At 69.8% G+C, this 11,817-nt stretch carries 13 protein-coding genes; 2 read left to right on the top strand and 11 right to left on the bottom strand.

All coding sequences use genetic code 11. The annotated features are described in order from the left end of the window. Window positions 1-215 precede the first annotated feature (215 nt). From HUA76_RS02150 to dps, 8 genes are all read right to left on the bottom strand, one after another. Window positions 216-1,115, bottom strand: a complete 900-nt coding sequence (locus tag HUA76_RS02150) for a CHAD domain-containing protein (protein WP_174454395.1) — start codon at window positions 1,113-1,115, stop codon at window positions 216-218. Between the two features lie 4 nt (window positions 1,116-1,119). Next, the gene (locus tag HUA76_RS02145; RefSeq protein WP_141640970.1) at window positions 1,120-1,659 is read right to left on the bottom strand and encodes an inorganic diphosphatase; all 540 of its coding nucleotides are present in this window, start codon (window positions 1,657-1,659) and stop codon (window positions 1,120-1,122) included. A gap of 101 nt (window positions 1,660-1,760) precedes the next feature. Next, window positions 1,761-2,174 carry a DUF4190 domain-containing protein gene (locus tag HUA76_RS02140; RefSeq protein WP_174454397.1) on the bottom strand — a complete coding sequence of 138 codons (414 nt, stop codon included), beginning with the start codon at window positions 2,172-2,174 and terminating at the stop codon, window positions 1,761-1,763. Then, a complete protein-coding gene (locus HUA76_RS02135; RefSeq protein WP_174454398.1) occupies window positions 2,171-2,722 on the bottom strand; it encodes a hypothetical protein in 552 nt (183 codons plus the stop codon). Before HUA76_RS02135 ends, HUA76_RS02140 begins: the two co-directional genes overlap by 4 nt. A gap of 56 nt (window positions 2,723-2,778) precedes the next feature. Then, window positions 2,779-4,221 (bottom strand): YdiU family protein, encoded by a 1,443-nt coding sequence (locus HUA76_RS02130; RefSeq protein ID WP_174454399.1) that lies wholly within the window; start codon window positions 4,219-4,221, stop codon window positions 2,779-2,781. 20 nt (window positions 4,222-4,241) lie between these two features. Beyond that, window positions 4,242-4,859, bottom strand: coding sequence for a glutathione S-transferase N-terminal domain-containing protein (locus HUA76_RS02125; protein ID WP_174454400.1), 618 nt, complete (start codon window positions 4,857-4,859; stop codon window positions 4,242-4,244). Continuing rightward, the gene (locus HUA76_RS02120) at window positions 4,856-5,716 is read right to left on the bottom strand and encodes an SDR family oxidoreductase (RefSeq protein WP_174459851.1); all 861 of its coding nucleotides are present in this window, start codon (window positions 5,714-5,716) and stop codon (window positions 4,856-4,858) included. The genes HUA76_RS02125 and HUA76_RS02120 overlap by 4 nt, the downstream gene beginning before the upstream one ends. A 107-nt stretch (window positions 5,717-5,823) precedes the next feature. Next, entirely contained in the window at window positions 5,824-6,381 is a 558-nt protein-coding gene (gene dps, locus HUA76_RS02115) for a DNA starvation/stationary phase protection protein Dps (protein WP_141640965.1), read from the bottom strand. A gap of 243 nt (window positions 6,382-6,624) precedes the next feature. Between dps and HUA76_RS02110 the strand changes: the two genes are divergently transcribed. Then, window positions 6,625-7,716, top strand: a complete 1,092-nt coding sequence (locus tag HUA76_RS02110) for a ferrichrome ABC transporter substrate-binding protein (protein WP_174459850.1) — start codon at window positions 6,625-6,627, stop codon at window positions 7,714-7,716. Window positions 7,717-7,741: 25 nt separating this feature from the next. Here HUA76_RS02110 and HUA76_RS02105 read toward each other — a convergent pair whose 3' ends face one another. Beyond that, window positions 7,742-8,197, bottom strand: coding sequence for a rhodanese-like domain-containing protein (locus tag HUA76_RS02105; RefSeq protein WP_174454403.1), 456 nt, complete (start codon window positions 8,195-8,197; stop codon window positions 7,742-7,744). Between the two features lie 141 nt (window positions 8,198-8,338). Here HUA76_RS02105 and HUA76_RS02100 point away from each other — a divergent pair, with 141 nt between their 5' ends. Further along, entirely contained in the window at window positions 8,339-9,826 is a 1,488-nt protein-coding gene (locus HUA76_RS02100; RefSeq protein ID WP_174459849.1) for a PLP-dependent aminotransferase family protein, read from the top strand. Here the strand turns inward: HUA76_RS02100 and HUA76_RS02095 are convergent. Next, on the bottom strand, window positions 9,786-10,823 hold the full coding sequence (locus tag HUA76_RS02095) for an AraC family transcriptional regulator (RefSeq protein WP_174459848.1): 1,038 nt from the start codon (window positions 10,821-10,823) through the stop codon (window positions 9,786-9,788). The genes HUA76_RS02100 and HUA76_RS02095 overlap by 41 nt on opposite strands. Window position 10,824: 1 nt before the next feature. Further along, window positions 10,825-11,709, bottom strand: a complete 885-nt coding sequence (locus HUA76_RS02090; protein WP_174459847.1) for an oxidoreductase — start codon at window positions 11,707-11,709, stop codon at window positions 10,825-10,827. Between the last annotated feature and the right edge of the window lie 108 nt (window positions 11,710-11,817).

The following is an 11,817-nucleotide window of genomic DNA, read 5'->3' as shown; positions in this document are numbered from 1 at the left end:
CGGAGATGGACGGTGCGAGCCGGCCGAGTCACACCAGAGCTGCCCTCTCGACTGTGACACTCCCGTTGGCGACCCTTGCGGGAACGGGCTGTGCGAGTCCTTCGAGTCACATCAGAGCTGTCCGCTCGACTGTGACGGCTGAGCTTCGCCTCGTGAGTGCCACGTCGCGCCACCGATGATGGGCGCGACGTGGCCGAGACACTCAGGGGCCCTCGCTACGTGAGGACCTGGATGAGTCGCCGGGGAATCGCCTCGGCGTGCCAGCGCTGAAGCTCGCGAGCAATCTCCGCGGAGCGCTTCGCCCGACCCTCGCGGATGAGCGGCAGCAGGGCGCGCGCGGCCTTGCGCTCCCGGGGCTTGCCGCCCGCCGCGAGCCGCTCGAACACCTCCAGCCGGACGTCCGCGTCGTGCAGCTCCCCCAGCCCCTCCTGGAGCGGGACGAGCACCTCCACCAGCGCGCCCAGGGTGCGGCGGAACGCGGGCTGGAAGATCTCCAGCTCGTAGCGCAGCTTCTTCAAGTCCTTGCGCAGCGCATGCGCGGACGCCGCATCGGGCGCGTCCATGTAGACCTGCATCCGCTTGCGCACCCGCCGCACCCGCCAGTGCAGGGGCTCCTTCACCCGGCGCCCACCGAAGCGATGGTCGTCCTCCAGCGCATCCACCTTGCGCAGCATCCGAGGCACGGTGCGCGAAGCCCACCGCTCCAGCTCCGAGCGAAGTCGCTTCTCCTTCGTCTTCAGGCCCGCCAGTCGCGCCTTGCCCAGCGCGGCGATGCCCGCGCGGGTGTCGGGCTTCTCGCGGCGCGCCTTCTTCGCGACTTCCTCCAGCCAGGCCGCCTGGACGTGCAGGTCCCTCACGTCGCCCAGCGCGTCCTGGAGCCGCTTCACCTCCACCTCCAACTTGCCCAGCCCGCCGAGCGGACGGAACACCTGGATGGCGGCGCGCAGCCGACGCGTGGCCACGCGCATGTCGTGGACGCCGTCGTCGTCGAGTTCGTCCGACAGCTTCGCCTCCGGCTTGCGGACATCCGCCAGTCGGCCCGCCAGGATGCGCCGCGCGGCCTGTCCCAGCTCGCTGTCGGGGCCCAGTCCGCGGATGGGCGTGGGTTGGGCCATCCGACTAACCTCCCGTCCCGGCCTGGGTGTTCAACATCCGCTCGGCGGCCTCGGGGCCTTCCCAGCCGAGGATGCGCGCTTCCTTGTCCTCGAAGTGCACGGCGGTGAGGAAGAAGTGCGCCAGCTCCTCGCGCTCGCGTCGGGACACGTCCTGATACGTGCGCAGGTGCTCGGTGCGAGGCGACGCCGTGGGCAGGGCGATGATGCGGTCATTGCGCTCGCGCTCGCCCGGCTTGCCACCCTTGCGCTTCTGGTCCACCTGGAGGACCCCCAGCGCGCGGCAGGGCAGCACAACACCGGGCCACGTGGTGTCGTCCCACAACACCATGGCGTCGAGCGGGTCCCCATCCGGCCCGCGTGTCGAGGGGATGAAGCCCCAGTCGAACGGGTAGCGCAGACCCCGGGTGAGGGGACGGGAGAGCGTGAAGGCCGAGAGCGCGGCGTCGTACTTCAGCTTCACCGTCGAACCCCGTGGGGACTCGACGACGACGTGGAATGCGCCCTGGGACCCACGCGAGGGCAGGCGGGTGAGGTCCGTCGTCATGGAAGGTGGAAGGTCAGCCTGCCTCCCCCGTGCGGCAAGCGCCCTTCAGGGTGACTTTTGGCTCGCCAACCTTCCAGGCGGGCAGGCGAGCCAGACGGCCATCAGCCCACGGACCTCAGCGCGATGATGACGACCCCCACGAAGCCCACGCCCGTCAGGACGAGGCCGGTGATGGGCATCCATCGTCGCGCCCGCTCCGGTGGCTCCCGCGTGCGGCCGAAGGCGATGATGTTCACCACCAGGGCGGCTATCTGAAGCACGAAGCACGCCGGCAGCAGCGAGAGCACGCCGAGGATGAGCCCGATGATGGGGAGCGCCGGGCCATGGCGCTCGGGCGCGTCGACGGTGCGCGTGCGCAAATCCCAGCACGTGGGGCACATGGGGCGTGCCTCCGGGCGCATCCGCCGCTCGCACGCCGGACACATGAACGTGCCGCAGCGGCCACACACCCAGCTCGCGATGACGTCGGGGTGTGCCGCGCAGGAGGCCCCCTCTGGCGGCGTCTCCAGGCTCATGCCGAGCGCAGCTCCAGCGGATGCTGCGCGCTTCGCGGCCGCCGCCCGGAGTTCAGGTGCGCCGCGATGGTGGTCGCCGCCGAGTCGCTGGGAAGGCGGAGGGTGATGGTCCGCTCGTCGATCTTCTTCACCGACGGCACCCGTCCCTTCACCGCCGTGAAGTAGGCCACGACGGGCACGAGGACGGCCACCAGCACCGCCACCAGGATGGGAGTCCCATCGCCCTTGCCCGCGAACACCGCGATGCCGCCCACCAGGATGGCGATGGTGCCCAGGAAGGAGAGGCCGAAGAGCAGCTTGCTGCGCTGCCACCGGGCCCACCCCTCCTCGCTGAAGGGCAGGGTGCCCTTGGCCCGCTTGGTGAGGATGCTGGCGATGATCAGCACGATGAGGGCCGCGAACGGCAGGAAGATGAGCAGCCAGCGCGGGTACCACGCGAACTTCACGGGCTTGAAGGAGATGCCCTCTGTCTGTCCGGTGATGACGCAGACACGGGGCAGGTCGAACTCACTGAGCTCGTTCTTGGGAATGACGACGTCGGCAGGCATGGCGCGCGGTTCTAATCCAGACACTTTGGCGCGCGCCAGCCAGGGCCCACCGTCCTTCAGGAGCTGCAGCTCACCACCAGGTGCCGGCCCCAGGCGGGAGGCTCCGTGGTGTACTCCTCGTACTCGGAGCGCTGCGTGAAGGGGTCCTCCAGGGCGGCGAGCAGTCGGTCCACCTCCGAGAAGTCGCCCTCCTGGGCCCGGGTGATGGCGGCCTGCGCCATCCAGTTGCGCAGCACGTACCGGGGATTGACGCGCTCCATCAACGTCCGGCGCTCCGCGTCCACGCTGCCCTCGGAGGCGAGCCGCGCCCGGTAGCGCTCCGCCCAGGCGTCGAAGCCCGTCCGGTCCGCGAACATCGCCCCCACCGTGTCCGGCTGTCCCAGCGCGCGGAAGAAGCGGGTGTAGTCCACGCGGGCCTCGGCCATGCGCGCGAACAGGTCACCCACCAGGGCGCGGTCCTCCTCGCGCACCTCGCGCAGGCCCAGCTTCTGGCGCATCAGCGTCAGGAAGTGCGCGCTGAAGGTGGGCTCGAAGGTGTTGAGGGCCGCTCGGGCCTCGTCCTCGGACATCAGCGTGAGGAGCGCTTCCCCCAGACAGGCCAGGTTCCACATCGCGATGCGCGGCTGCTGGTTGAACGCGTAGCGGCCCCGGTGGTCGGAGTGGTTGCAGATGAAGCCCGGCTCGAACTCGTCCAGGAAGCCGAAGGGGCCGTAGTCCAGCGTGAGCCCGAGGATGGACATGTTGTCCGTGTTCATGACCCCGTGCGCGAAGCCCACCGCCTGCCATTGCGCCACCAGCCGCGCGGTGCGCTCGATGACTTCCGCGTAGAAGCGAGCATGACGCCCTGGCGCTCCGGACAGGTGGGGGAAGTGGCCGTCGATGATGTGGTCGGCCAGCAGCGCCACGTGCTCGTGCTGCTCGGAGTGGTGGAAGAACTCGAAGGTGCCGAAGCGCACGTGCGACGGTGCCATCCTCACCAGCATGGCGCCTGTCTCCACTTCCTCGCGGTACACCCGCTCGTCGCCGCCAATCAGACACAGCGCGCGCGTGGTGGGGATGCCCAGCCCGTGCATGGCCTCGCCGCACAGGTACTCCCGAATGGAGGAGCGCAGCACCGCGCGGCCGTCCCCACCGCGAGAGAAGGGCGTGGGCCCACCACCCTTGAGATGCAAATCCCACGACTGGCCCGCGCCGTTGCGCACCTGACCCAGGAGCAGGGCGCGGCCGTCTCCCAGCCGGGGCACGTACACGCCGAACTGGTGCCCGGCGTACACCATGGCGAAGGGCTCCATGCCCGGCAGCGGACGCCCACCGCCGAGCGCCTCGACGAACTCCGGCCGTCGGGCCTCCTCTGGCGCCAGCTCCAGCAGGCGCAGCGCGGCGGGGTTGAGGCTCACCAGCCGGGCATTCGGGAAGGCGCGGGGGGACACCCTCGCGCCGAAGCCGGGAGGCAGGCGGGCGTACGTGTTGTCGAAGCGAAGTTGTTCGAGCGCGGGCATGGAGGGGGAAACGGTAACGCTCAGGGGACCTTCATGCCGCGCTGCACGGCGGGACGTTCACCCACGCGCGCCAGCCACTGCGGCACCTGGCCCAGGCCCGCGAAGAGCTCCGGGACGTACGTGCGCATGCCCGCGACCCACGGGTACAGGGCGATGTCCGCGATGGAGTAGCGGCCCGCCACGAAGTCTCCCTTGCCCAGCTGCCCGTCGAGCACCTTGAGCAGTCGCTTCGACTCCTCGGTGTAGCGGTCGATGGCGTAGGGAATCTTGGTGGAGGCGAAGCGGCCGAAGTGGTTGAGCTGGCCGAACATGGGACCCACGCCGCCCATCTGGAACATCAGCCACTGCGTCACTTCCGTCTTGCCGCGCAGGCTGGACGGCATGAGCTTGCCCGTCTTCTCCGCGAGGTACAGCAGGATGGCGCCCGACTCGAAGACGGTGATGGGGCGGCCGTCCGGCCCCTCCGAGTCGACGATGGCCGGAATCTTGTTGTTGGGATTGATGGCCAGGAACTCGGGCGTGAACTGCTCACCCTTGCCGATGTTCACCGACTTCGCGGTGTACGCCAGCTCCAGCTCTTCCAGGGCGATGGACACCTTGCGCCCGTTGGGCGTGGCGAACGTGTACAGGTCAATCATGAGGGGACTCCCGTGAGCCGCGCGCTTTCACACCAGAGCTGCTCGGCGAGGGCGTCGTCCCGCGCGGCGGCGGACGGCTTCCTCTTCCGGCAACGGATGAAGTACTTCCCGGAGACTCCGTCCACCTCCGGCGAGGCAGCCAGGTAGATGGACGTCCGCGCGCCGCCCTCGGCGGACAGCATGAACGGCGCGCCGAGCTTCACAATCCAGCGGAAGAAGCCCTTCGTGTTGTGACCGAAGCCCGAGCGCACCACGCCAGGGTGCACCGCGTTCGTCGTCACGGGCGTGCCTTCCAGCCGCTTCGCCAGCGCGTGGGTGAACAGGATGTTGGCCAGCTTGGACGTGGCGTACACGCGGAAGCCGTCGTAGCGGCGCTCGCTCTGGAGGTCGGTGAAGTCGAGCTTGCCGACCCGGTGCGCGTCCGACGACACGTTGATGACGCGCGCGGGGCCGCTGGCCTTGAGCGTGTCCATCAGCAGATGCGTCAGGAGGAAGGGCGCCAGGTGGTTGGTGGCGAGCGTGGCCTCCAGCCCATCCACCGTCACCTCGCGGCGGTCGATGATGAGGCCCGCGTTGTTGAGCAGCACGTCCAGGCGCGAGTAGCGCGAGCGGAAGGTGTCGGCCAGCGCACGCACGGCCTGGAGCGAGCTCAAGTCCGCGAGGATGGTGTCGATGCGCGCGCCCGCGACGGACTGGTTCACCGTGTCGACGGCGGCCTGGGTGCGGGCGGCGTCCCGGCCCACCAGCACCAGCGTGGCGCCAAGTCGTCCCAGGGCCTTGGCCGTCTCCAGGCCAATGCCACCGGTGGCCCCGGTGATGAGGCACACCTTCCCGTCCAACCGTGTCTCAGCGCTCATGGGGCGTCCTCTGGATTTCGAGGACGCCTTCTATATGCCGACACGGGCCCGGGCGCTCGTGGAAGCGCCGGGCCCATGGGGAAGGGAGGTCTGGGTGCCGCCGTGGCTCAGGCGTGCGGAGGCCGGGTGGGCTCGCTGGAGCGGGCGTCGTCGCGTCCGCCCTTGGTGCGCGGACTGGGGCGCGGGGCGCCGTTGAGGTGGCTCTCCAGGAACCACATGTCCAGCTCCACGTCGCCCAGGACCTGGGTGAGCAGGTCCACGGTGATGGGCTCCTCCAGCTCATCGCAGCGCTCGATGCCGCCGCGGATGGAGGCGCCGTAGCGCGCGAAGCGGTCCACCAGGCACTTCAGGTGGTCCTCGCTCTCCACGGCCTTGAGGTCGTACTCGGGCAGCTCGCTGTTCTTGGCGGCCAGCCGGATGGTGCCCTCGGCGTAGCCGCCCAGGGTGCCGGCGCGCTCGGCGAACTCGTCGGCCTGCTTGCGCGCGTGCTTGGCCAGGTCGTCGAAGAGCAGGTGACGGCTGTAGAAGTGGGTGCCCCGGATGTTCCAGTGCGCTTGCTTGATTTGCCAGTGCAGGTCGATGGAGTCGGCCAGCAGGTTGTTCAGCAGGTCGATGATCTCCTCGCGCGTCTCACTGGGGACATTCACATGGCTGGGAAAGTTCATGGTTGGCGCTCCCTCCAAGAAGGCTTTCGGAAGAGTGGGGATGGCCTTCCCCACGCGCCATGCCGAGGCGTCCTGGCTGGGGGGCGAGCGGACAGCCGGGCGTTCCATGAGAAACCGCTCTAGAGGTCATTGATGACGCTACCTCCGTCGCCGGGGAGGCGGCGGGAGGGAGCGACTGGACATCATCGAGCTCGGACGTCAGGGCGCTTCTCCTCGGAGGAGCTAGGAGGCACACTCCGAGGTGTGTCCCGGCGTTCATCGTGGTGGATTGCGGTCCTGCTTTCCGTGCTCGTGCACGCGGCGCTCTTCCTGGCGCTGTCGCGAGTGCGGTCAGCCGCGCCAGCGCGTCCGACGGCCACCGAGCTGGAGATTGTCTACCTGGAGCCCAAGGCGCCGGTAGCGGCCCCACCCGTGCCAGCGCCGACCCCGCGGCCTCCCAAGCCCGAGCCGGTTCCGCCTCCGCGTCGGACGGACGAGAAACCGCCGGAAGCCATCGCGCGGGCACCCGAGGGCAAGAAGAAGGAAGAAGAGTCCCCGGCCGTCGCGGAAGCGCCCGGAGTCGCGTCGACGGAGCAGGGGCCCGAGGCTTCTCCGGAGGATGCGCCCACCCGGACCGCGCCGCCGACGATTTCGCTCGTGCCGAAGGGGCTCTGGGGGAGCGAGCCTCCAGGCAAGCCCGCGCAATCGGGCAGGACGCTGCGCAATGACGGACAGCCTGGTGAGGACCCTCGGGCCATCGCGCGGCGGGAGGAAGCGCAGGCGAAAGAGCTGGTGGATGGCTGGGCGGCGGACGCGAGCGCGGCGGCACGCGCGGAGAGCGGCGCCGTGAATCCGTACTTCACGAAGCTCCAGGACCGGTTCGCCAAGAAGCTGGTGAACCCGCCGTCGCCGGACCTGAACGTGCTGGGCTCACGCCTCAAGCGCGAGCAGGTGGAGGCCACGGAGCGCTTCGGGAAGACGGGCTCGCCCTACGTGGCGGAGAAGCGGGACCGGCGGCTGGAGCAGCGCAACCGCCTCCAGGCGGCCGTCGAGGCGGGGCGGGCGGCGAACATGTTCATGATGGACGTCACCACGCCGGTGCTCGCGCTCGCCACGGTGCTGGAGGTGCGTCAGGCGCGAGACGGCAAGCTGCTGGACCTCAAGGTGCTGGAAGGCTCGGGGGACCCCAAGTTCGACGCGTGGGCGGTGTCGCATCTGCGCGATGCGCTGGCCAGCGCGGACGCGCCGCCGGAGTCGGGCCCGGGGCTGCGCGCGGATGAGCTGCGCAGCCGGTGGCGGCTGGAGGAGTACCTGGGCAATCCCCGCGTGAAGGTCGTGCTCATCGGCGTGTACTGAGCCGCCTGGCTCACACGGGGTGTGCTCAGCGCGGCAGGCGCTCGGCGTAGACGGGTTGGCCCTGGGGCGCGGTGCCCTCGGTGGCGTAGCCTTCCTTCACCCAGTACTCGATTCCGCCGATGAGCTCCTTCACGCGGAAGCCCAGCGCGGACAGGCGCGCGGCGGCCTTGGTGGAGCCGTTGCAACCAGGGCTCCAGCAGTAGGTGACGATGACGTCGTCCTTGCTCAGGTGCGCCGTCGTGGTGGCGGAGAGGGTCCGCGCGGGCAGGTTCAGCGCGCCGGGGATGTGGCGCTCGGCGTAGGCGTCGGGCGAGCGGACGTCCACGACGACGAAGCCCTTCTTTCCGCGCTCCAGGTCCAGGTGCAGGTCGGCGGCGTCGGTCTCCACGGAGAGCTTCGCGAGGAAGTGGCGGTGTGCCTCTTCGGGCGGGGCGGCGGGGGTTTCAAGAACGAAGGAGAACGGGGTGGCGGGCGTGGTCATGACGGGTACTCCCTGGGCTTCGATGCCCGGAACAGTGCTCCCGGAGTGGTCCACGCGAAAGCGCCATTCAGCGACAGTCGACTGGACCACTTCCGGCCGCATCGGGTTGTGATGGGGCAGGGGGCCGACTACAGAGTGCGCATGTCGAAGCGCTCCGTGGGTGTGTCGCTGCCTTTCCTGTTACCGGACACAGGCAGGCAAGTGGGCTCGCTGCATCGGCGGCTCTATGAGCGGCTGCGCGAGGCCATCCTCGCGGGAACGCTCGCGCCACGAAGCCGGCTGCCGTCCACGCGCACGCTGTCCCGGGAGCTGGGGATTTCACGGGGGACGGTGGAAGAGGCCTTCGCGCAGCTCGACGCGGAGGGCTTCCTGGAGCGGCGCGTGGGCTCGGGCAGTGTCGTCGCGCTGCCAGAGCACGCCCGTCGGCCCCGGTCTCCGCTCGCGCGCGGGAGCGCGAAGGCCACGCGACAGGGAGGGCTGTCTCGCCGGGGGCAGCGCATGGCGAGCGAGGTGCTTCCGCCCGAGCCGCGTGACGTGCGGCCCTTCACGCCGTGCCTGCCCGCGCTGGACCTCTTCCCCGCGAAGCTGTGGGCACGCACGGTGGCGAAGCAGGCCCGGGTGCTGGAGCCCGGGCGGATGACCGCGGGTGAGCCCGAGGGCTTTCGTCCGCTGCGCGAGGCCATCGCGGCCCACCTGGGACCTGCGCGTGGCGTGCGGTGTGACTGGCGGCGGGTCCTGGTCTTCTCCAGCACGCAGCAGGCCCTGGACCTCTCCGCGAGGCTGCTCCTCGATGAAGGGGACGGGGTGTGGCTGGAGGAGCCGGGGTACCTCGGCGCTCGAGTGGCCTTCGAGTCGGCGGGAGCGCGCCTGCATCCCGTCCCCGTGGATGCGGAGGGCCCGCGCGTGGAGCTGGCGGTGTCGCGAGCGCCGAAGGCTCGGCTGGCCTATGTCACGCCTTCGCACCAGTACCCGCTGGGCGTGACGATGAGCCTGTCGCGGAGGCTGGCGTTGCTGGAGCATGCGCGTGCCTCCGGGATGTGGCTGTTCGAGGACGACTACGACAGCGAGTTCCGCTATGCGACCCGGCCGCTCGCCGCGATTCAGGGCATGGACGTGGCGGGGCGAGTCCTCTACGCGGGCACGTTCAACAAGGTGATGTTCCCCTCGCTGCGGCTGGCCTTCCTCGTCGTCCCGGAAACGCTGGTGGACGCCTTCACCGCCGCGCGCGCTGCCACGGATGGCCACGCGCCTCCGCTCACGCAGGCCGCGATGGCGCGGTTCATGGAATCGGGGCACTACGCCGCGCACCTGCGACAGATGCGACTGGTCTATGCGGAGCGCCGCGACGCGCTCCTTGATTCACTGAAACGCGAGGCACCTGGAGTGCTGCGAATCGGCACGGCGGAGGCGGGCATGCATGTCACGGCCTTCCTGTCCGAAGGGCTCCTGGATGAGGCTGTGATTGCGCGGACGGATGCACGGCGGCTGGGGGCACGCCGGCTGTCTCCGCTCTACCTGGGGCGAAAGCGCGAGCAGGGGTTGGTGCTGGGCTTCTCCGGCGCGAGTCCGGCAGGGCTTCGCGCCGCTGTCAGGACGCTGTGCGGGGTGCTCGACGGCCCGACCCGGTAGCCTCTTCGCGCGTGGCCCCGCGCCAGCGCAACGGTGTTGTTCCCTCCCAGCCCTGGAACGCACGGCTGAAGGAGTTCAGCTCCTCGAAGCCCAGCAGGAAGGCCACTTCGTTGGCGTCCAGGTCCGTGCTCCCAAGCAACTGGCGCGCGGCCTGGTGTCTCACTTCATCCAGCAGGAGTTGATACGTGGTCCCCGCGGCCTCGAGCTTTCGCTGGAGCGTGCGCGAGCTCAGGTGCAGCTCCTCGGCGACCTTGTCGACGGAGGGCCGCTCGCCACACATGCGGCGTCGCAACGCCAGCCGCACGTCGTCCGCCAGGGTGTGTCGCTGTCGCTGGTCCAGCTCGCGCTCCAGTCCGGGCACGAGCAGCGCCAGCAGGTCCGCGTTGTGCGTCAGGAGGGGCTCGTCGAGCGCGCTCACCTCGAACACGAGCAGGTCCACGGGGGCATCGAAGCGGACCTTGCAGCCGAAGTGGCGGGTAAGCAGCTCCGCGTCGGAGCGACGTCGCGCCAGCTCGACACGCCTGGGCACCAGGGGCTTGCCGGTGCCTCGGCGCGCGAGCGCCAGCGTGGAGGCGAACGTCGCGTCGACCAGGAACAGGGGCAGCGGTCCTTCGGCCAGCAGCCAGTGGAACCTGAACCGCGCCTCGTTCTTCACGACCTCGACGCTCACCTCCTCCGGGCAGACCAGACCCTTGTAGCGGGCGAGCTTCGCCAGGGCCTCGCCGAGGGTGGGCGAGTGGAGGGCCGCCATCGACGCGACATCGAAGTGATGGGGTCTGGCGTCGGAGCCCACGCGCAGGCCGACCTCCCTCCCTCCGCCCGTGGCCTCCACTGCGTGCCAGAACGCCATGAACTCCTGGGTCGTCAGGCGCGCCTTGGGCTCCTGGAAGCGGGAGCGGACCAGGCCCGCGTGTCGCAGCACGCGCTCGACCTCGACGCCGAGCGCGGTGAGGCGGTCGAGCAGCACGCTGGGAACAGGGACGAGGTCGGCGGGCACGTCAGTTCCTCTTGGGCATCAGCATCCTGGCGACCGGAGTCTCCGCGAAGGGGACGAGGCCATCAATGTCCGTGGAGACGCTGAGCGACTTCCACCGCGAGTCCTCCGCTGTGCGCTGCTGGACGACGAGCTCCGCGAGGAAGACGGCGTCCGAGCCGAGCAACAGCCGCAGGGGTGGCTGCTTCTCGTCGGCAATCTGGAGAATCGCCTTCGCGGCCTTGATGGGGTCTCCGCGCGGGCTGTCCGCGCCCCGGCGCACGTGCTGGGAGAAGGCGCCCACGGTGGCCTTGTAGGCGTCGCTGATGTCACCGACGTTCATGGACGAGCCGGCCCAGTCGGTGCGCATGCCTCCGGGCTCGACGATGGTCACCCGGATGCCCAGCGGCGCCACTTCCTGGGCGAGGACCTCCGAGAACCCTTCCATCGCCCACTTCGCGGATTGGTACGACGCCAGTCCGGGCGAGCCTCGGCGTCCGCCGATGGAGGACACCTGGATGATGTGGCCGTCCTGCTGCGCGCGGAGCACCGGCAGGGCGGCGCGGGTGACATGCATCATCCCGAAGAAGTTCGTCTCGAACTGCTCGCGGAAGTCCGCCTCGTCCACGTCCTCGATTGCGGCCACGTTGGCGTAGCCCGCGTTGTTGACGACGACATCCAGCCGTCCGAAGGCCAAGGTCGCCTCGGCGACGGCGGCTCGTGCCGCGGCGGAGTCCGTCACGTCGAGCGCGACGGCGCGCACCCGGTCGTCATACCGCTCCACCAAATCCTTCAGTTGCTCCGGCTTGCGCGCCGTGGCCACGAGCCGGTGACCGGCCGCCAGCACGGCCTCCGCCAAATCACGGCCGAGGCCGCGAGAGCTTCCAGTGATGAGCCAGACCTTCGACATGGGGACCGTCCTTCTCTTCGTCGCGCCGTGAATTCGGCCACGCCCAAGAGTTACGAACCGCCCTCACGCGCGCCAATCGCATGGCGCCAAAGATTCATCGAATCGCGC

This window comes from Myxococcus sp. CA056 (assembly GCF_013336715.1).
Taxonomy (GTDB): domain Bacteria; phylum Myxococcota; class Myxococcia; order Myxococcales; family Myxococcaceae; genus Myxococcus; species Myxococcus llanfairpwllgwyngyllgogerychwyrndrobwllllantysiliogogogochensis.
The sequence above is the reverse complement of the archived record's forward strand: the minus strand, read 5'-3'. Positions and strand labels throughout refer to the sequence as shown.